The sequence below is a fragment of the Staphylococcus nepalensis genome (assembly GCF_002442935.1).
GTDB classification, from domain to species: domain Bacteria; phylum Bacillota; class Bacilli; order Staphylococcales; family Staphylococcaceae; genus Staphylococcus; species Staphylococcus nepalensis.
Window position 1 is genome coordinate 740,395 of the sequence record NZ_CP017466.1, and the last position, 20,386, is coordinate 760,780.

18 protein-coding genes are annotated in these 20,386 nt (G+C 32.0%); 13 read left to right on the top strand and 5 right to left on the bottom strand.

Going from position 1 to position 20,386, the window contains the following annotated elements; genetic code table 11:
- Nucleotides 1–189 precede the first annotated feature (189 nt).
- From BJG89_RS03215 to BJG89_RS03250, 8 genes are all read left to right on the top strand, one after another.
- Entirely contained in the window at nt 190–3,873 is a 3,684-nt protein-coding gene (locus BJG89_RS03215; RefSeq protein ID WP_096808523.1) for a nitrate reductase subunit alpha, read from the top strand.
- Nucleotides 3,863–5,431, top strand: a complete 1,569-nt coding sequence (gene narH / locus BJG89_RS03220; RefSeq protein WP_096808524.1) for a nitrate reductase subunit beta — start codon at nt 3,863–3,865, stop codon at nt 5,429–5,431. Before BJG89_RS03215 ends, narH begins: the two co-directional genes overlap by 11 nt.
- Nucleotides 5,424–5,999 carry a nitrate reductase molybdenum cofactor assembly chaperone gene (narJ, locus tag BJG89_RS03225; RefSeq protein ID WP_096808525.1) on the top strand — a complete coding sequence of 192 codons (576 nt, stop codon included), beginning with the start codon at nt 5,424–5,426 and terminating at the stop codon, nt 5,997–5,999. Before narH ends, narJ begins: the two co-directional genes overlap by 8 nt.
- Complete coding sequence (gene narI / locus BJG89_RS03230) at nt 5,992–6,669, top strand: respiratory nitrate reductase subunit gamma (protein ID WP_096808526.1); 678 nt, start codon at nt 5,992–5,994, stop codon at nt 6,667–6,669. Before narJ ends, narI begins: the two co-directional genes overlap by 8 nt.
- Before the next feature lie 14 nt (nt 6,670–6,683).
- Nucleotides 6,684–7,136, top strand: coding sequence for a nitrate respiration regulation accessory nitrate sensor NreA (gene nreA, locus BJG89_RS03235; protein WP_096808527.1), 453 nt, complete (start codon nt 6,684–6,686; stop codon nt 7,134–7,136).
- A gap of 3 nt (nt 7,137–7,139) precedes the next feature.
- Nucleotides 7,140–8,180 carry a sensor histidine kinase gene (locus tag BJG89_RS03240; protein ID WP_096811195.1) on the top strand — a complete coding sequence of 347 codons (1,041 nt, stop codon included), beginning with the start codon at nt 7,140–7,142 and terminating at the stop codon, nt 8,178–8,180.
- A 21-nt stretch (nt 8,181–8,201) separates the two neighbouring features.
- Nucleotides 8,202–8,855 (top strand): nitrate respiration regulation response regulator NreC, encoded by a 654-nt coding sequence (nreC, locus tag BJG89_RS03245; RefSeq protein ID WP_096808528.1) that lies wholly within the window; start codon nt 8,202–8,204, stop codon nt 8,853–8,855.
- Nucleotides 8,856–9,428: 573 nt separating this feature from the next.
- Nucleotides 9,429–10,592, top strand: a complete 1,164-nt coding sequence (locus BJG89_RS03250) for a nitrate/nitrite transporter (protein ID WP_096808529.1) — start codon at nt 9,429–9,431, stop codon at nt 10,590–10,592.
- Nucleotides 10,593–10,727: 135 nt separating this feature from the next.
- Here BJG89_RS03250 and BJG89_RS03255 read toward each other — a convergent pair whose 3' ends face one another.
- The 3 genes from BJG89_RS03255 to BJG89_RS03265 all read right to left on the bottom strand — a co-directional run bounded on the left by BJG89_RS03255 (nt 10,728) and on the right by BJG89_RS03265 (nt 12,259).
- Complete coding sequence (locus BJG89_RS03255; RefSeq protein WP_096808530.1) at nt 10,728–11,162, bottom strand: Hsp20/alpha crystallin family protein; 435 nt, start codon at nt 11,160–11,162, stop codon at nt 10,728–10,730.
- Between the two features lie 42 nt (nt 11,163–11,204).
- A complete protein-coding gene (locus tag BJG89_RS03260) occupies nt 11,205–11,576 on the bottom strand; it encodes an Hsp20 family protein (protein WP_096808531.1) in 372 nt (123 codons plus the stop codon).
- 242 nt (nt 11,577–11,818) lie between these two features.
- Entirely contained in the window at nt 11,819–12,259 is a 441-nt protein-coding gene (locus BJG89_RS03265) for a MarR family winged helix-turn-helix transcriptional regulator (protein ID WP_096808532.1), read from the bottom strand.
- A 398-nt stretch (nt 12,260–12,657) separates the two neighbouring features.
- Here BJG89_RS03265 and BJG89_RS03270 point away from each other — a divergent pair, with 398 nt between their 5' ends.
- From BJG89_RS03270 to BJG89_RS03285, 4 genes are all read left to right on the top strand, one after another.
- The gene (locus BJG89_RS03270) at nt 12,658–13,014 is read left to right on the top strand and encodes a DUF3139 domain-containing protein (RefSeq protein WP_096808533.1); all 357 of its coding nucleotides are present in this window, start codon (nt 12,658–12,660) and stop codon (nt 13,012–13,014) included.
- 263 nt (nt 13,015–13,277) lie between these two features.
- The gene (locus BJG89_RS03275; protein WP_096808534.1) at nt 13,278–13,799 is read left to right on the top strand and encodes a TetR/AcrR family transcriptional regulator; all 522 of its coding nucleotides are present in this window, start codon (nt 13,278–13,280) and stop codon (nt 13,797–13,799) included.
- 73 nt (nt 13,800–13,872) lie between these two features.
- Complete coding sequence (locus tag BJG89_RS03280) at nt 13,873–14,817, top strand: SDR family NAD(P)-dependent oxidoreductase (protein ID WP_096808535.1); 945 nt, start codon at nt 13,873–13,875, stop codon at nt 14,815–14,817.
- Nucleotides 14,818–15,372: 555 nt separating this feature from the next.
- Complete coding sequence (locus tag BJG89_RS03285) at nt 15,373–16,644, top strand: cation:dicarboxylate symporter family transporter (RefSeq protein WP_096808536.1); 1,272 nt, start codon at nt 15,373–15,375, stop codon at nt 16,642–16,644.
- Nucleotides 16,645–16,898: 254 nt separating this feature from the next.
- On the opposite strand, the gene BJG89_RS03290 is transcribed toward BJG89_RS03285, so the two are convergent.
- On the bottom strand, nt 16,899–17,243 hold the full coding sequence (locus tag BJG89_RS03290; RefSeq protein WP_096808537.1) for a DUF4889 domain-containing protein: 345 nt from the start codon (nt 17,241–17,243) through the stop codon (nt 16,899–16,901).
- A 146-nt stretch (nt 17,244–17,389) separates the two neighbouring features.
- Nucleotides 17,390–19,489 (bottom strand): AraC family transcriptional regulator Rsp, encoded by a 2,100-nt coding sequence (gene rsp, locus BJG89_RS03295; RefSeq protein ID WP_096808538.1) that lies wholly within the window; start codon nt 19,487–19,489, stop codon nt 17,390–17,392.
- A 211-nt stretch (nt 19,490–19,700) separates the two neighbouring features.
- Between rsp and BJG89_RS03300 the strand changes: the two genes are divergently transcribed.
- Nucleotides 19,701–20,276, top strand: coding sequence for a peptidoglycan recognition protein family protein (locus BJG89_RS03300; RefSeq protein WP_096808539.1), 576 nt, complete (start codon nt 19,701–19,703; stop codon nt 20,274–20,276).
- The last annotated feature ends 110 nt before the right edge of the window (nt 20,277–20,386 follow it).

The following is a 20,386-nucleotide window of genomic DNA, read 5'->3' on the forward strand; positions in this document are numbered from 1 at the left end:
TATCAACTGTGCAAATAACAGTTAATTTTGGATAATTAGGGCTTTTTTATATTCAATTAGGTAAATCCCTAATATATAGAATTTGTGAAAAAAAGTACAATTTAATTAAGAAAAGCAAAAAGATAACTACAACACAGATATGCACATGATATAGATTTTATAGGTAACGATGTTGAGAGGGTGTATAAAATGAAAAAGTTTGGAATGAAGTTTTTCAGACCAACTGAAAAATTCAATGGTGATTGGTCTGTATTAGAAAGTAAAAGTAGAGAATGGGAAAAAATGTATCGAGAACGTTGGAGCCACGACAAAGTCGTAAGAACAACCCATGGCGTCAATTGTACGGGTTCGTGTTCATGGAAAGTGTTTGTGAAAAACGGCGTTATTACATGGGAGAACCAACAAACCGATTATCCAAGTTGCGGCCCAGATATGCCTGAGTTTGAGCCTAGAGGTTGCCCGCGTGGTGCATCGTTTTCTTGGTATGAGTATAGCCCTTTAAGAATTCGTTATCCATATATTCGTGGTAAATTATGGGAATTATGGACAGATGCATTAGAAAAGCATCACAACAATACAGTAGCTGCATGGGCATCGATTGTAGAAGATGAAGAAAAGGCTAAAATTTATAAACAAGCACGTGGAAAGGGTGGCCTTGTACGAACAAATTGGAAAGATGTTTCTAAATTAATTTCAGCTCAAATCATTTACACAATTAAAAAATTTGGACCAGATAGAATCGCAGGCTTTACTCCAATCCCTGCTATGTCTATGTTGAGTTACGCTTCTGGTGCGCGTTTTGTCAGCTTGCTTGGTGGTGAGATGTTAAGTTTTTATGATTGGTACGCAGATTTACCGCCTGCATCACCACAGATTTGGGGAGAACAAACAGACGTTCCAGAATCAAGCGATTGGTATAATGCTTCATATATTATGATGTGGGGTTCTAACGTGCCTCTAACAAGGACACCAGACGCACATTTTATGACAGAAGTCCGTTATAGAGGTACTAAAGTTATTTCAGTTGCACCGGATTACGCAGAAAACGTTAAATTTGCAGATAATTGGTTAGCACCACATCCAGGAACTGATGCAGCAGTTGCACAAGCCATGACACATGTTATTTTACAAGAATATTATGTTAATCATCCTAACCCATATTTTATTAATTATGCTAAACAATACACAGATATGCCGTTTATTATCATGTTAGACGAAGACGAAAATGGATACAAGGCAGGACGTTTCTTAAGAGCAGAAGACATAGGAACACAAACAGCACACAGCGATTGGAAACCAGTTGTTTTTGATAAATTGACACAACAATTAACTGTACCAAATGGCACAATGGGTCAACGTTGGGAAGAAGGTAAACAGTGGAATCTTAAATTAGAAAACGAAAATGGTAACAAAATAGAACCCGTTTTAAGTCTTGTAGAAGATGAATATGAATTAAAGCAGATTCAATTTCCATTCTTTGATAACGAAGGAAACGGTATTTTTGAAAGGCCGATTGCTGTTAAGGAAATAACATTAGCCAACGGTGAACAAAAATACGTTGCTACGGTATATGACCTGATGACGAGTCAATATGGCATACAGCGCTTTGGGCATGAATTAGAAGCAAAGGGATACGAAGATGCCACATCATATTATACGCCTGCTTGGCAAGAAAAAATCACCAGTGTTAAATCAAGCGTAGTAACGCAAGTTGCAAGAGAATTTGCACAAAATGCGATAGATACCAAAGGAAAGTCTATGATTATCATGGGCGCCGGCATTAACCACTGGTTTAATTCAGATACAATTTATCGTTCTATTTTGAACCTTGTATTACTGTGTGGTTGTCAAGGCGTTAATGGCGGCGGTTGGGCGCATTATGTTGGTCAAGAGAAATGTAGACCAATTGAAGGTTGGAATACAATAGCATTTGCAAAAGATTGGCAAGGCCCGCCTCGATTACAAAATGGTACAAGTTGGTTTTATTTCGCTACGGACCAGTGGAAATATGAAGAATCTAATGTAGATAGTATTAAATCTCCGTTGGCAGAGAATATTAAACATCAACATCCGGCAGATTATAACGTATTAGCTGCAAAATTAGGATGGTTACCATCATATCCACAATTTGATAAAAATAGTTTGGCATTTGGTGAAGAAGCTAGAGATAATGGTGAGTTTAATAATGAGGCAATATTAAAAAGGGCCATCGATTCAGTTAAAGCTAGAGAAACTAAATTTGCAATCGAAGACCCTGATTTAAAGAAAAATCATCCAAAAACTTTATTTTTATGGCGCTCAAATTTAATTTCAAGTTCCGCAAAAGGACAAGAATATTTTATGAAACATTTACTTGGAGCTAAATCTGGTTTGATGGCTGAACCTAACGAAGAAGCTAAGCCTGAAGAAATCAAGTGGAGAGATGATACAGAAGGTAAATTAGATTTGCTTATATCATTAGATTTCAGAATGACTGCTACACCTTTATATTCAGATATCATTTTACCGGCTGCAACGTGGTACGAAAAACACGATTTATCGTCTACAGACATGCATCCATTTGTGCATCCATTTAATCCAGCCATCGATCCACTATGGGAGTCTCGCTCAGACTGGGATATTTTTAAAACATTGAGTAAAGCATTATCTGAAACAGCGAAAACCCACTTAAATGGTGTCTATAAAGATGTAATCACAACGCCTTTGGCACATGATACATCGCAAGAAATCTCCAATGTTAATGGCATTGTTAAAGATTGGACTAAAGGTGAAATAGAGGCAGTCCCAGGTAAAACGATGCCCGGGTTTGCAGTGGTTGATAGGGATTATACAAAAATTTATGACAAATTTATTACGGTAGGTCCACTGCTTGAAAAGGCAAAAATAGGTGCGCATGGTGTGAGCTTTACTGTTGCCGAACAATATGAAGAATTAAAAAGTATGGTAGGTACATGGAGCGATGCAGATGCGCGTTCAATCAAGCATGAACGGCCTAGAATAGATACCGCAAGGCGTGCCGCAGATGTAGTGTTAAATCTTTCTTCAGCAACAAATGGCAAATTATCTCAAAAATCTTATGAAGATTTAGAGCAACAAACAGGTATGCCATTGAAAGATATTTCAAGTGAACGTGCTTCTGAAAAAATTTCGTTTTTAAATATTACGGCACAACCTAGAGAAGTTATACCGACAGCGGTTTTCCCGGGTTCTAATAAAAATGGCCAAAGATATTCACCATTTACAACGAATGTAGAACGCTTAGTACCATTTAGAACATTAACTGGAAGACAAAGCTATTACATTGACCATGAAATTTTCCAACAATTTGGCGAGAATTTGCCTGTTTATAAACCAACATTACCGCCGATGGTATTCGGTGCGAGAGACAAGAAAGTGACGATGGATCAAAATACTCTTGTACTACGTTATTTAACACCTCATGGCAAATGGAATATCCACTCCACTTATCAAGATAATCAGCACATGTTGACATTGTTTAGGGGAGGACCAACAGTGTGGATTTCATCTGAAGATGCGAAAGTACATGACATTCTAGATAATGAATGGTTGGAAGTGTATAACCGTAATGGTGTTGTAACAGCTAGAGCAGTAGTATCACATCGTATGCCGAGAGGGACAATGTTTATGTATCACGCACAAGATAAACATATTGAAACACCTGGCTCACAATTAACGGATACGCGGGGCGGATCGCACAACGCACCTACACGTATACATTTAAAACCAACACAGCTCGTTGGAGGTTATGCTCAGATCAGTTACCACTTTAATTATTACGGGCCGATAGGTAATCAAAGAGATGTTTATGTAGCAGTGAGAAAACTGAAGGAGGTAGACTGGCTTGAAGATTAAAGCACAAATTGCAATGGTATTGAATTTAGATAAATGCATTGGTTGTCATACATGTAGCGTTACATGTAAAAGCACTTGGACTAATCGCCCCGGCGCAGAATATATGTGGTTCAATAACGTTGAAACAAAACCAGGCATTGGGTATCCAAAAAGATGGGAAGATCAGTCACATTATAAAGGTGGTTGGGTTTTAAATAAAAAAGGAAAATTAGAACTCAAGTCTGGTAGTAAATGGGCAAAAATCGCGCTTGGAAAAATATTTTACAATCCAGATATGCCTGTAATCAAAGATTATTATGAGCCGTGGACTTATAATTACGAACATTTAACTACAGCCAAAGCAGGAAATCATTCACCAGTAGCAAAAGCCCACTCTATTATTTCAGGAGATAAATTAGATTTAAAATGGGGGCCAAATTGGGAAGATGATTTAGCTGGAGGACACGTAACAGGTCCCGAAGATCCTAATGTTCAACGTATTGAAGAAGATATTCAATTTAAATTTGATCAAACGTTTATGATGTACTTACCTAGATTATGTGAACATTGCTTAAACCCAAGTTGTGTAGCTTCATGCCCTTCAGGTGCTATGTATAAACGAGATGAAGATGGTATTGTCTTGGTTGACCAAGAAGCGTGTCGCGGTTGGAGATACTGTATGACAGGTTGTCCTTACAAAAAAGTTTATTTTAATTGGAAGACAAATAAAGCTGAAAAATGTACATTTTGTTTCCCACGAATTGAAGCTGGTTTACCAACAGTTTGCTCAGAAACGTGTACAGGACGAATGAGATATTTAGGAGTACTTTTATACGATGCTGATAGAGTTGAAGAAGCAGCTACAACAGAAAATGACCAAGATTTATATGAAAAACAATTAGATTTATTTTTAAACCCATATGATGAAAGCGTGGTTGAACAAGCACAAAAAGATGGCATTTCTATGGAATGGATTGAAGCGGCGCAAAATTCACCTGTCTATAAATTAGCTATTGAATATAAACTCGCATTCCCATTACATCCAGAATACCGCACAATGCCGATGGTTTGGTATTGCCCTCCACTAAGTCCAATTATGAGTTATTTCGAGGGTAAAACGGCGATGGATGCCAATAGAAATCCTGATATGATTTTCCCGGCTATTGAAGAAATGCGTTTACCAATACAATATTTAGCAAGTTTACTTACAGCGGGAAAAACTGAACCAGTCAAAGAAGCACTGCAAAGAATGGCGATGATGAGAAGTTACATGCGCGCCCAAGTTACGAATAAACCATTTGATGAAGATAAGTTACAGAGATTAGGTTTGACCGAACGTCAAACTAAAGATATGTATCGTTTACTTGCTATTGCTAAGCACGAAGATCGATTTGTTATTCCAACTTCTCATAAAGAAGCCTATATGGATACGTACCATGCACAAGGCAGTCAAGGATATGGAGGAGAATATTTTGGTTCAAATTGCGAAGGGTGCGGCATACCTGTAGGCACAGCTTCAGAAAAATCGGGGCAAGAGATATATAATGATAATTTCTATGGAGGGATTTTCCGTGATTAATATCGCACAATTTAAATCATTTCAAGAAACACTCGGATATTTCGCTCAACAATTAGATTTTCCTGAAAAATTGACATTACATCCTAAACCATTTGAAAGTATCATTCATCCAGACCATCCAGCTTATCATAACCTTATTATATATCGAGAGCGCATACATGCATATCGTTTTTTAGAGGTTCAACAACTCTATTCTGACACGTTTGATTTTAATAAGAAGGCGCCGTTGTATATGACTTATAATAAATTTGATACTCAAAAAGAACGGGGACAATTATTAGCTAAATTAAAAGTACTATACGAAATGTTTGGTTTGAAAATGGCGGACAATGAGTTATCTGATTTTTTACCACTAATGCTGGAATTTTTATATATTGCACAATGGCAAAATGACCCAAGAGCAAAAAGCAATATTGAGTTTGTCATTATGATTATTGAAGATGGTACGTACGCTATGGCAAATCAATTGGCAGAACAAGATAGCCCTTATTATTATTTGGTTAAAGCTTTAAGAGAAACGCTAAAAGCGTGTATTGAGCCAACAAATGAGGTGAAAGCAAATGTTTAATCAATTCTTATGGGTTATATTTCCTTATCTATGTATCGCTATATTTTTTATTGGACATATTGCAAGATTTAAATTTGATAAGTTTTCATGGACGGCAAAATCGAGTGAATTTATAGAAAAAAAACGCTTGAGATGGGGGAGCCTCATGTTCCATTTAGGCATTATTCCAGTAGCGGTTGGACACTTTGTTGGTTTAATTATTCCAGCTTCTTGGTTACGAGCGGTTGGCGTTAACGATCATTTATATCATATAGGGGCAGTGTATATTGGTAGTATATTTGGTATAATAACATTGGTAGGTATGTTGTTATTAACTGCACGACGCATCACTCAAAAAAATATTAGAAAGCTCAGTTCAGCTTCAGATATCATTGTTAACCTTTTATTATTACTGATTGTTTGTATGGGGTGTTACGCTACTTTAGTTACTAACGCTGTGACGCCCGATTTTGATTATCGTGCATCCATATCAATTTGGTTCAGAAATTTATTTATCTTTTCACCAGATGCAGCTTTGATGGCAAATGTACCACTCTCATTTAAATTCCATGTGTTGTTAGGATTTACAATTATGGCATTATGGCCATTTACGAGACTAGTTCATGTGTGGAGTGTGCCATTAACATATGTGAGTAGAAGTTATATTATTTATCGTAAACATAAAGTATAAAAGGGGGCCGTATATTGAGTTCATTGCTTTTAAATAAAAAGATTGATTACCAAGCAGCTTTGGATTTAATTAGAACAAGAGAAGGTTTTGACTTTGCGGGATTAGCGTTTTATGAGCAAGAAAATCAAATATCACCTATTAAATGGCATTATGTTTCAGGCAATCTGAATACTAGATATAAACTGATTGTCTTGAGAAAAGGTAAAGGGCTTGCTGGTAATGTTATGAAGACAGGTAAACGTATGATTATTGAAAATGTAGACCAATGTTTATTACCTTCAGAAAAATATAAATATCCGATTGTTTTAACTGAATGTTTAACTGCAATGGTGGCAATCCCTTTATGGTACAACCATAAGGTGTACGGTGTTTTGCTTTTAGGACAGAGAAATAGAAAAAACTTACCTTTAGCGCATGCTACACTTTCAATAAGTGATGTGTTAGGTATTTTTAAAGAAGAAGACTAGGTGATGATAGTGCAAATAAATCAGATGGAAGATATGAGTCAATTATTATTGCAGTATTTTAATAACACAAGAGAAAAGATAGTATTCGTTGATAATGAAGGTAAAGTCATTGCTAAGAATCAAGCTGCAAAAGATATTATTTCCAATGATGAGAACTATCGTGATATGACTCATGTTATATGTAATCGATGTGATGGTTATACAAATGAATTTGATTTACAATCATGCAAAAATTGCTTTCTTGAAGCTGAAGAAGTAGGAAACACAAGTTTTCAGGTTTTTATGAAAACAAATAGAGGTACTGTTGAGCCATTTACTGCTACATACCAAACGATTGATCCAATCAATGACATTAAAGTATTCACTCTACAAAATGTTTCTCCGCAAATTGAGCGTCATGATAAAATGTACCAACGTAAGATGATGCAAAAAACAATTTCTGCACAAGAGAATGAAAGAAAACGTATTTCTAGAGAATTGCATGATAGCGTTGTTCAAGAAATGTTGAATATAGATGTAGAGCTGAGATTATTAAAATATCAGCAAGAAATGGCTGATTTGCTTGAAGATTCAAAACACATCGAAGGGTTGATGTCCAAGCTTATAGATGATATACGCAATTTATCTGTTGAATTAAGACCATCTTCTTTAGATGATTTAGGTTTGGATGCAGCGTTTAAAACATATTTCAAACAAGTTGAATCGAATTATGGAATGAAAATTGTTTATCATTCCAATTTAGATGCCCAACGATTCGATAATGAAATTGAAACGGTTGTTTACCGTGTGGTACAAGAGGCACTATTTAATGCCATTAAGTACGCTAATATCGATAAAGTAGATATTGATTTACATTATAATCATAATAGATTAATTGCTGAAGTTGTTGATAGAGGTAGAGGATTTATTAAAACAGACCAACCACAAGGAACTGGTTTAGGGCTTTATGGCATGCATGAGCGTGCTGAATTAGTTAATGCGGAAGTGAATGTTGATAGCCAAATTGGGAGAGGAACGATTGTGACTTTAGAAGTGCCAATTTAAGGGAGTAAGGAGAAGTTAATTTTGAGAATAGTTATTGCAGATGATCACGCGGTTGTCAGAACAGGGTTTTCTATGATTCTAAACTACCAGGATGATATGGAAGTTGTGGGAACTGCTGCTGATGGTGTAGAAGCATATCAAAAAGTAATGGAACATAAACCGGATATATTAATGATGGACTTGAGTATGCCCCCAGGAGAATCTGGGCTAATAGCAACCAGTAAAATAGCTGAAAGTTTCCCTGATACAAAAATCTTAATATTAACAATGTATGATGATGAAGAATACTTATTTCATGTATTAAAAAATGGAGCAAAAGGTTATATTTTAAAAAATGCTCCAGATGAGCAGCTCATTTTAGCAATTAGAACTGTTTATAAAGGTGAGACATATGTAGATATGAAACTAACCACTTCTCTTGTAAATGAATTTATTAGTAATACTTCACAAGATATAGCTTCAACATCAGATCCTTTTAAAATTTTATCTAAAAGAGAAATTGAAATATTACCTTTGATTGCAAAAGGCTATGGTAATAAAGAAATAGCAGAACAATTATTTGTATCGGTCAAAACAGTAGAAGCGCATAAGACACATATTATGCAAAAATTGGAACTAAAATCGAAACCTGAATTAGTAGCATATGCGATGAAGAAAAAACTAGTTGATTTTTAGTTTATTAGATAATATATTCATGTAAAACCATAACGCCGAGAATAGGACAGAAATCACATGTTTTTTAATGACTTCATTGTCTCCTCTAAGGATTGGTTAGAACTATACATTTGCGTAAACGCGTTGTATAGGCTAACACATATATGCCACCACATATATGCCACCAGTAATGTTAATTTAATCCATTGATAAGTGATGCTTCATAAAAAAGCATGGACCCAAACGGGTCTTTTTTTTATATAAAAGCCTTAGGTTAAGTAGACGATATGAACTAAAGTTTATGCATATAAGGGTGATTTTACAAACTATTTATAATCAATTCATGAATATAGAAATAGGGGGAATTTGACAAAAGTTAAGGGATAATCCTTATGTTTATTTTTTCACAAAGATTTTACACTAACTATATAGCTAGTATTCTACGATGTTAAAAATTTTAAAGACTCAAATGTTACACCAGTTTTACCTTTCATAGTTAATTCCTTAATACTTAATAATGAAATACATGATTATTGTAGGCCATTTGTAGAATACTAGTGTTTTAATTAAAAAACGTAAATGTAGGTGAATGTAATGAACAAAGCAAGTGGCGGTTTTCAATTAACTTTACAATCTTTAAGTTTAGTCGTGGGGTTCATGGCATGGAGTATTATCGCACCGTTAATGCCTTTTATTTCACAAGACGTTAATATATCTGGGAATCAACTCTCTATTATATTAGCAATACCTGTTATACTCGGTTCTATTTTAAGAGTACCGTTTGGTTATTTAACAAATGTCATAGGTGCTAAATGGGTCTTTTTCTGTAGCTTTATTATTTTATTATTTCCAATTTATTTTTTAAGTCAAGCTCAAACAACAGGGATGTTAATGACTTCAGGATTCTTTCTAGGCGTCGGTGGCGCTGTGTTTTCGGTTGGTGTTACATCTATCCCTAAATACTTCCCTAAAGAACGCGTCGGCTTAGCAAATGGTATATATGGTATGGGTAATATTGGGACTGCAATTTCATCATTTTTGGCACCACCTATAGCTTCAATCATTGGTTGGCAAACGACGGTGAGAAGTTATTTAGTCGTAATCGCTTTATTTGCAGTTTTAATGTTTTTATTTGGAGATGCAAAAGAGAAAAAGGTTAAAGTGCCTTTAATTGAACAATCTAAACGTCTGTTTAAAGATTTGAAATTATATTATTTATCACTTTGGTATTTTATTACTTTTGGCGCTTTTGTGGCATTTGGATTATTTTTACCTAATTATCTTGTACAAGACTTTGGTATTAGCGAAGTAGATGCTGGTCTACGGTCGGGCGTATTTATAGCATTAGCAACATTTTTAAGGCCTTTGGGAGGGATATTAGGAGACAAATTTAATGCCGTTATATTATTGATGATTGATTTTTCTTTGATGATTGTGGGCGCAATTATTTTAGGCATCTCAAATCATATTCTGTTATTTACAATTGGTTGTTTACTCATTAGTATTTGTGCTGGGTTAGGCAATGGGCTTATCTTTAAACTTGTACCGTTTTACTTTAGTAATGAGGCTGGTTCTGCAAACGGTATTGTTTCTATGATGGGGGGCTTAGGTGGCTTTTTCCCACCTATTGTTATATCTTATGTAACGATGATGACAGGAACAAGTCATTTGGCTTTTATATTATTAGCTATATTTGGAACGATTGCTTTGTTAACAATGATGCATATGTTGAAAAGAAACAAGGTAAGCACTGTTTAATATAATAATATAGTCAAATAGTTAACTATTCATTAATAGTAGTTGTTTTATTTAGATTACTTTATAAATAGCTAGAAAGTAATACAAATAAAAAAAGCAACGCTTGATTTTAAAGCGTTGCCTTTTTTAGATGGATTAATCTATTTGAATGTTAGAAGATGAGGATTCTTCTTTCTCTTTTTTAGGTAGTGTAACATTTAACATACCGTTTTCATACGCAGCTTTAATACCATTTTCATCAACATTATCAAATTGGTATTGTCGTTTTACATCACTATAGCTACGTTCTTGATGGATAATACGTCCATTTTCATCTTCTTTGTTATTTTCGAAGGTTTGTTTACCTTCAATTGTTAAAATATTATCTTCAAATTGTAAATTAATATTTTCTTTTTTCATTCCTGGTAATTCAGCTTCTACTACGTAAGCGTCTTCTAATTCTTTAACATCCGTTTTAATATTGCTACTGCCTGGGAATTGATCGAAGATTTGACGTCCAAAATCTTTGAAAAAGTCGCTAGGGTTCACATCGAAAAATGAATTATCAAAAGGTCTCATATTGAAAGCCATAAAAACATCTCTCCTTCAATTTAATTATATTTAGTTTATAATTTAGTCAATATTAATTTGTGTTTTTGTGTGATTAATTGGTAATTCAACACTTAAAATACCATCTTCCATTGTTGCTTTGATATTTTCTTTATCAACATTTTTAAATATAAATTGTCTACTTTGTTCATTTGAATTGCGCTCTCTAATCAAGTATTGATCTTGGTTTTCGGTTGTAGTAGAAGTTTGTGTTACGCGAATCGTTAATGTTTTATCTTCAAATTGAATAGTGACATTGTCTTTGCTATAACCAGGGAGTTCAGCTATGACTTGATATGCACCATTTGATTCATACACATCTACTTTAAAATCATGATGCTCAGTTAGTAAACTTTCAATTATATCTGTTGGAAAATTTTGAGTGTTTTGCATCATCTTTTCACCTCTCCTTTAACCTTATATTCATATTATAATACAATAGTCAAAGAAAGTCAAAGTCAAAGCATGAAAGTTAAAAGTAATTTATATTTCAATTTCATCATAGTGTAATGGGAGGATATTCGCAAAATATTGAAAGTATTATATTTAAATGACTTATTAAAAAAATAGAGGCAAGTATAAGTTCAAATGAGATGTATGATTTATAACATCCAAACTTTTCTTTGCCTCTTTATATATTAAAGTTCTTTATTAAAATTTTTATTTACGAAGTTTTGTAGAGTTTCTTTTAAGTGAATAGCTTCTTCAATATCCATATCGAATTCACTAAAAACTTTTCTAGAAACATGGGATAATGCCTCTTGAATTTCAGCACCTTGGTCTGTAAGTGCGATTTGTAAATTACGTTCATCATCAATCTCACGTGTTCTACTAACATATCCTTTCTTCTCTAATTTTTTTAGTAAAGGTGTTAGTGTCCCTGAGTCAAGATAAACACGTTGACCAAGTGTTTTAATGTTTATCTTTTCATCATTTTTTATAGCGAGCATAACAATATAGCCAGTGTATGTTAAATCATACTCTTTTAAATAGGTAGTATATTTTTTTATAATTTCTTTAGAAGAAACATAAAAAAGAAAGCACAGTTGTTTTTCTAAGTAGCTAATTTTTTCCTCCATTTAATCACCCCTTTTGAAATTTAACCTTATTATGAACCACGAACATTGTCAAGGAACTGTTGTGCACCTTATTCATAATATTTTTATACTATTATTTAAGTATTATCTGAGTAGACATATTGAATATTGCTTATTTAAAAGAAATTCAACCTTAATACAAGTACATACCATCTGAAAAATTAAAACAAAAACGTACGTTTATTCGTTGTTTGAAATAAATCTAATCACTTATTAAAGTCATAATTTAAGAACATTTTGTTACAAAAAGATATAATACTTTATAAATGATTTATTATCATTCATAATATGAATATTATGTATTTTAACAAAAAGTTGATGGGTTTAATGGTGAATGAAAAAATATTTAATTGATTGTTTTTATTAAAAGGAGATTAAAGATGAAGACGTTTTTAAAAATTTTAGGACTATTGGTGCTTTCATTGGTTTTAGCAGTGGCATTTTTCTTCGGTTTAAGGACGTATCAAGGCCACAAAAATTTGGAATTAGTTGATAATTATATGGATGAAACGCATTTAACAGAAAAAATCCAATCTGAAAAAACCTTATATAGTGCTAAAAAAGGATTGTATTATAAGGAAGTTAAATTCAAAGATGATTCAGAACATACTTATGTTGTGCAACCAGTTAGCACATTTAAGGGGATATTAGTACAAGGTTTTGATGAAGAAACTAAGAAAAATGTAAAAGATGCAAAACATAATACGTTTAAAGAGAAATATAAACCTAAAGATTAAAAAGTTATTTGTTTAATGATGTTATCATTTTATTGATTAGAGCAAAAGCAATATAAAGTTGGCTGATTCCTTATTTATATAGGGTGTCAGCCATTTTTTATTAATGAGAGGTAAATATATTAAGTGAAAAGTAAAAGTGAATCTAATAGTTTACTTTTACTTTTATAGTTTATTTTTAAGATTAATATGTATAATTTGCATTATAATATTATTAGGTTTACATTATTTATTAATCAATCAATAAATAAAGGGGCAGAGCCGAAATGGAAAATAAAAATAGCATGAAACGAAAAAATGAAATTTTAGAAGCTAGTTTAATAGCGTTTTCGAAGAATGGTTACTTTAAAACTACAACGGCACATATAGCGATTATAGCGGGCATTTCGCAACCCTATGTTTTTAAATTTTTTAAAACAAAAGAAGCATTATTTATTGCGGCTTTAAATCAAGCATTTGAAAGAATTATAGAAAGTTTTGAACAAATTAAATCTAATAACGCAGATATTGTAGAAGATATGATTACGGCTTATGAAACGATTTCTAATAAATATCCTAATGAAGTTAATATTCAAGTGATCGCGTTTTCGGTGACAGAAGAAAATATACAAAATACAGTTAGAACAGGTTTATTAAAAATTAGAGATTATGCGTTAAAAAGATTTGAAAATGAAAATGTGAACAACCCAGAAAACGAAGTTACTACTTTTTTAGCGAGAGGTATATTATGTAATATTTCTCAGTTTATAAATTTACCTAGTTTGATAAATCGTAATTTAAATAAATAATCATTTGAAATGGTTATTTATTTTTTTGGAAGTTTATTTATTGATTGATCACTAACAAAAAGGAAGTGTTAACATGAATAAAGTTATTGTTTTAGGGGCGACTGGCGGTACAGGTCAAGCGTTAGTTTATGAATTGCTACAACGTAATATACAAGTAATTGCTTTTGGGCGATCTAAACGCAAACTAGAAACTTTAATTAAAAAACATAATAACGCTAATCTCACTTATGCACTAGGCGATATATTTAATTACCAAAGCATATTAGAAGCTTCTGAAAATGTAGATATAATATTTCAATGTGCTAACGTACCTTATCAAGAAATGAAATCGAAATTACCTATTATCGGAGAAAACGTGATGCAGGTAGCAGATAAGTTAGAGAAAAAAATAGTGATTATTGATGGTATATATGTATATGGCCGTCAGTGTGCGCAAGGAGATGAAAATCATCCAAAACTTCCAAATACGAAAAAAGGTGCAATACGACTTCAATTTGAAAATTTGATTTTTGATAAAAATAAATGGACTAAAGCAAAGCCATTAATTGTTAGATTACCTGATTATTTTGGACCTAGTGCTCAAAACACATATTTACAGCCCACAATAGATGGCGTATTAAATAATAAACATACAATTTTCATTGGAAATTTGAAAACGTCTCGTGAGTATATTTATTTACCAGATGCTGCCAAAATGATTGTAAATATTGCAGAAAAAGAAACTTCATACGAAGAAAATTGGAATATACCAGGAAGTAATCCCATTTCAGGGAAAGAGATCATTCATAAGATTCGTAAAATTACAAATTATAAAAAGCGCATCATCCCATTAAAAAAACTAATGATTTCATTAATAGGACGGTTCAATCCATTTATGAGAGAAATTATTGAAATGATGTATATCACAAAAGAAGGGTTTATTTTGAATGGTGATAAATATCAAAATAGAATTGGGCCTATCGTACGTACTGACTTTGATAAAGCATTAAAGGAAACTTTAAATCGTGCGGATGATTAATTTAAGTATGAGGAGTGGAATCATTATTTCACATACTCAATCTAGTCAACCACTGTCAATATCATAAAAGAACCTGAGACATCGATTGATGTATCAGGTTTATTTTTTATAATAAATAGATTTTACTTTCTATTCTTTCAATCCATTGCTTACTTTATTACAACTTAAGCCACATAACATAGATTTTCTACTTACTATAACGAATGTTAAATGATATCGTAATATAACAATTTATTCACGCTTGAAGTGAAACGAATATTAAAAATAGTACTGATTATTTATGTTACACAAATATAAAAATAACTAAAAGAGAAGTGATTTTAAGCGCTGAAACGTGAAATTATAGTATGTTGAAATCTCTTCTATTTATGTATTGCTTTAATACTCAACTAGATTTTTTAGGGATTAGACAAAAGGTTAATGTTACTTATATATATATAAATAGAGTAATAATAAAATATAAATGTAATATTATAAATTTTATCAAAAAAATTTATATCTAAACAAAAAATATTTTGATATAATTAAGCAATGTCAGAAGAGGGGAGTAACATCATGGCAATAAGAAGAATAAGTTTGCCAATGCAAGTTATTATCGCATTGGTATTAGGTATTATCGTAGGTCTATTACTTTATGGACATGATGAGATTGCAAATTATATTAAGCCTTTTGGCGATATCTTCTTGAATTTAATAAAAATGATTGTAATTCCAGTGGTTTTTTGTTCACTAGCGTTGTCTATTTCAAACTTAGGTGAATCTAAAACAGTAGGACGTTACGGTTTTAAAACAATTTTATATTTTGAAATAATAACAACAGTTGCTATTGGACTAGGCATACTTTTTGCAAATATATTTAAACCAGGTAGTGGATTAAATCCTGATAAACTACCAAAAGGTGATATTTCAACATATGAATCCTCAGCGAAAGCTGCTGAAGAATCTACATATGGCAACCATTTTATCGATACAATTGTAAACATTGTACCGCAAAACTTTTTTGAAGCTTTAACCGCAGGAGAATTATTACCGATTATATTCTTTGCAGTATTTTTTGGTATTGCATTATCAGCCATTGGTAAAAAAGCGCAACCAGTTAAGGACTTTTTAAATGGTTCATTAGAAGCTATATTTTGGATGATAAATAAAATATTGAAATTAGCTCCAATTGGTGTATTCGCATTTATTTGTACAACCATAATGACTTTTGGCGCCGCAGCATTACTACCATTATTAAAATTATTATTAGTAGTTATCGGTGCCATGGTGTTCTTTGTTATTGTGGTATTAGGTATTGTAGCTAGAATGTGTGGTATTAGTATTTTCTCTATTATTAAAATATTAAAAAATGAATTGGTATTGGCATTTTCTACGTCTAGTTCTGAATCTGTATTACCAATCATAATGAAAAAGATGGAGAACTTTGGTTCACCAAAAGACATTACATCGTTTGTAGTGCCAATCGGATATACTTTCAACCTTGATGGTTCTGCATTATATCAATCTATAGCAGCATTATTTGTTGCGCAAATGTATGGTATAGACATGTCAATCGGACAACAAATAATGCTTATGGTCACTTTAATGGTAGCTTCTAAAGGTATGGCAGGCGTACCAGGCGTATCCATTGTCGTGCTTATTACAACGCTAACTTCTATGGGATTACCAGCGGAAGGTTTAGCGCTGATTATTGGTATAGATAGATTATTAGATATGGTACGAACTTGTGTTAACGTTTTAGGCAATGCTTTATCTACTATTGTTATCGCAAAATGGGAAAACGCTTATGATAAAGAAAAAGGCCAAGCCTATTTAAAATCTATATAATTAAAAAATTGAATTCTGACATTTTCGCACTGAATAGCTCATTTTGCTATTCAGTGCTTTTTATATAAATACTAGAAATAAAATAGATAATTTTAAATAAGTTTCGTTATCTAGCGTCTACAGGGAAGTTAAAAAGTGGAATGGTGCTATATGTTTATGCTTCAACACATTAGCTACTGTCTATATCATATTTATGGCTGGAGCATTAATGAACGCACCAGCCATAAATAGAATGCTATTAAATTAATTTTATATTACATGCCTTTCATGTCCATGTCATGGATCTTCATCATTAAACCATGTGGTACATCATCGTGATCGACTACTTCCATTTTACTATAGTCGTCTTCATTTTCAGACTTAGTTAATTTGACGAAGTCGCCTTTTTTAGGGTTAAATCCTGATTCAGAAGGTATTTTTACATTTTCTTCTACTTTATGGTCTTTCTCACTCACCACTTTTTCAGCTGTTGTACTATTTTTCATGTAGCCGAAATATGTTTCTTTTTGTCCGCCTGAAACCATCATGATAACTAAGACAATTGCTACAATAACCATAATAGCACTGATAATAATTGCAAACATTTTATTGTTTTTCAAAATAAGATTCTCCTTTATATACCTTTACTTCAGTTATATCTAAAATATTAGGATAATGCAATTGAAGAAGAAGTAAAGAGTGTACTTTTAAAAACAATTGTACGAATTTCGCCTTATTTCTTATTGACTGTATTATATAAAAATTGTTACTTATGCGTAGGCGTTAAAAGCATGTATTTGACTTCGTCGTGTCCTATATCAAATTCTATTGGACTATTAGGGAACGTAGTATGCCGTAATTCAGATTTTGGCATGTTTGAACGTTCAATGTTTCGTAAAAGCGATTGCTCGATAAAAGTATTATTAAAAATAGGCGGCAATGCGTAAGCAATAAAACCATGTTCTCTATTTAAAGTACGAATAAACAAAATCGATTTTGAAATAGATGATTGTTTTTTTAATATGAATTTTTGTGTTTTTTCTGTAGTGTGTTGTTTTGAATTAAATAATAATAAGTGTATATCATGCTTATCTTTTGTAATTAAATAATTAGATTGTATCAGAGCAGGTTTATTATAAAATGGTTTCAAGAACTGAAAGATATAAACAATAGGTTCATAAATGCCATGTTGATTCATTAAAGCAATATCTGAGCCATTTTTAGACATTAATTCATAACCTATAGCAGCCCCATTTTTTATTAAAAATAAAAAATGTTGCATCATTTCTGATATCCCTAAAGGGCTTTTGGGGTCGCGTTGAGTAAAATAATTTTTCGTAATCTTTGTGTATACACATTTGGAAGGCTTCAACTTGGACATAGCGATGAATATTTCATAATAATCTTGATAATTTGAAATATTGTCAAATCGATTGCTATATTTATGTACCATAGCTCGGACATCATTTCGTTCTATATCGATAAAATTGAAGTCAAAATTAAATCTATGTAAAAGTGTAATTGTATGATTGAGGTTTTGCGTTTGGTTAAGTACACCTTCAATATTTATAGCTAATTTGATATTAATACTTAAACTTTTAGCTCTGATATACAAACGATTTACATCGTTTAAAGAAAGATATTCTGTATCGAATAAAATCATAAAATGATACATCTCATTGTGGTTATGATATTTTGGTTTAAATATAAGGAATTGAGAGATAACTTGTTCGACTTTTTCGTATTGTTCTATGGATTTAATTTTAATGACCACACCCATACACTGAGAAAACAGTGTATCGATAAAATTGACAATGCCATTTAAATTTAATGTCTCTAATGCAAGATTGCTAATGTTATTTATGAGCAAATAGCAATTGCTAAGATCGCTAAAGTTAAGCTTTTGATTTAAATTTGTTTGAATAACATCCATAATACTATCTATATGAATAAAAACAGTAGGTTGCTTCGCAGAGTCATCGTATTCTAGGTAATCTAAATTGATTGTTTGTATATTAAACGTCTGAGGTTTATCAATTAATTGTGATTTAAAATAACATGAATAATCGCTTACATCAGTAGTTAATAATTTAACAGACTTATGATGTAGTAAGTTTAGCCTTTTTCTATACGAGATGGGTGTTAAATTTAGATAATTTTTAAATTGTTGCGTGTAATTTGCGTAATGATTGAACCCCATATTTTCTGAAATAGTGTAAATCGTTTTATTACTGTTCATAACCTCTGAAAGCGAAATGGCAATTTTTAAACTTGTAATATAATGTTTAAAACTGATCCCTAAATACTTTTTAAACAAAATTGAAATGTATGAAGCAGAAATATAAAAAGTAGCAGAAATTTCTTTAGACATGATAGGCCGAGTGATATGACATTTAATATATTCTGATATTTTATTTAACAGTTCATTATCAGATTGGATGTTTGGTATGTAAAAATAATCATTTGATTTTTTAGTTTCTTGTTCTAAGATAGCGATGATTTCAGTTAATTGTGGTAGCTCTATTGTGCTATGGTCACTTAATTTTTCAATCATATTTAAAATTAAATGCTTTAAATATTCTGATGAATTTAAAACTTTAACATCATAATGGCAATTAAAAAACAATTGATTTAGCGGGATGATTTGTTGAATAGGGATTTTTAACTCAACAAGTTGTTCTGCATGTGTGATACGAAACAGATCACTATGATTGATGATGACGATATTACTATCAAACGACCCTTGTTTACCGTTTATATTGATATCTATCTGACCTTTTAAAGAAAATAACAATATCACTTGATTGATACAACGGCGAGTGTTTGTAGTTAAAAACTCGTGGATACATAATGTGGCATGTTCCATTTAATCTAGCAACTCCTAATAGTGTATTGATATATTAGTTAAATTACATTATATAATAAATAGTTGTGAATATTAACATATTAAATATAACTTTTTTCCTATTTTGGCAGTTGATTTCGTCTGATAAATTAAATTGTATACGTCCTTAATTATTTTATAGATAAATTTAAGTGGTTCATGGTAAGAAATTTTAATAATAGGAGAGTGGCTTATGGAACATATATATTCTGATTATTTTAATCTAACTGAGACAATCACAGAATTGAAAAGAGATATATTAGGTGTGGTGCTTCATGATGATGCAGAAAATTATACAGCAAAAGCATATATCACTTGGTTAAAAAAAAGAATCGACCAAGATGAGTTAGAAAAAGGGTGGGCAAGTGTTTATGTTGATCAAACGACTTGTTATTGGTTTCATCCAACACATTATACGGAATGGCACTGCGGAGATAAGTTTGCGAATACCCACTATATTGGGATAGAACGATGCCAATCTAAAATAAATGGTGTATTAAATGATAATGAGTTTATGAAGGTAGAAGAAGTTAGTTTCTGGTTAGCTGCTGCAATATTAAAGAAATATCATTTACCTGTTAATAGAACCACGGTAAGAATCCATAAAGAGTTTTATAATACGGCTTGTCCAGCTAGGTCATGGCTAATTCATTTACAAAATGGGCTAGATACGTTGGAAAGTATTAACAAACTCAAAGACTATTTTATTTTTAAAATAAGCCAGTATTATAGCGATATTAGCAAAAAGGACATTGAGATTCTTGGATAAATAATAAAGCTTAAAAATCATCAAAATTTCAAAAAATATTGCGTTCTAATTTGGAACCGGTTACAATAATAGTAAAGGAATTTGGAACCGGTTTCGTTATTGGGAGGTTA

Coding starts and splice junctions, on each gene's coding strand:
- BJG89_RS03215 (WP_096808523.1), top strand. CDS start 190: ATGAAAAAGTTTGGAATGAAGTTTTTCAGACCAACTGAAAAATTCAAT.
- narI (WP_096808526.1), top strand. CDS start 5,992: ATGTTTAATCAATTCTTATGGGTTATATTTCCTTATCTATGTATCGCT.
- BJG89_RS03240 (WP_096811195.1), top strand. CDS start 7,140: ATGATAGTGCAAATAAATCAGATGGAAGATATGAGTCAATTATTATTG.
- BJG89_RS03250 (WP_096808529.1), top strand. CDS start 9,429: ATGAACAAAGCAAGTGGCGGTTTTCAATTAACTTTACAATCTTTAAGT.
- BJG89_RS03255 (WP_096808530.1), bottom strand. CDS start 11,162: ATGGCTTTCAATATGAGACCTTTTGATAATTCATTTTTCGATGTGAAC.
- BJG89_RS03260 (WP_096808531.1), bottom strand. CDS start 11,576: ATGATGCAAAACACTCAAAATTTTCCAACAGATATAATTGAAAGTTTA.
- BJG89_RS03265 (WP_096808532.1), bottom strand. CDS start 12,259: ATGGAGGAAAAAATTAGCTACTTAGAAAAACAACTGTGCTTTCTTTTT.
- BJG89_RS03270 (WP_096808533.1), top strand. CDS start 12,658: ATGAAGACGTTTTTAAAAATTTTAGGACTATTGGTGCTTTCATTGGTT.
- BJG89_RS03275 (WP_096808534.1), top strand. CDS start 13,278: ATGGAAAATAAAAATAGCATGAAACGAAAAAATGAAATTTTAGAAGCT.
- BJG89_RS03280 (WP_096808535.1), top strand. CDS start 13,873: ATGAATAAAGTTATTGTTTTAGGGGCGACTGGCGGTACAGGTCAAGCG.
- BJG89_RS03285 (WP_096808536.1), top strand. CDS start 15,373: ATGGCAATAAGAAGAATAAGTTTGCCAATGCAAGTTATTATCGCATTG.
- rsp (WP_096808538.1), bottom strand. CDS start 19,489: ATGGAACATGCCACATTATGTATCCACGAGTTTTTAACTACAAACACT.
- BJG89_RS03300 (WP_096808539.1), top strand. CDS start 19,701: ATGGAACATATATATTCTGATTATTTTAATCTAACTGAGACAATCACA.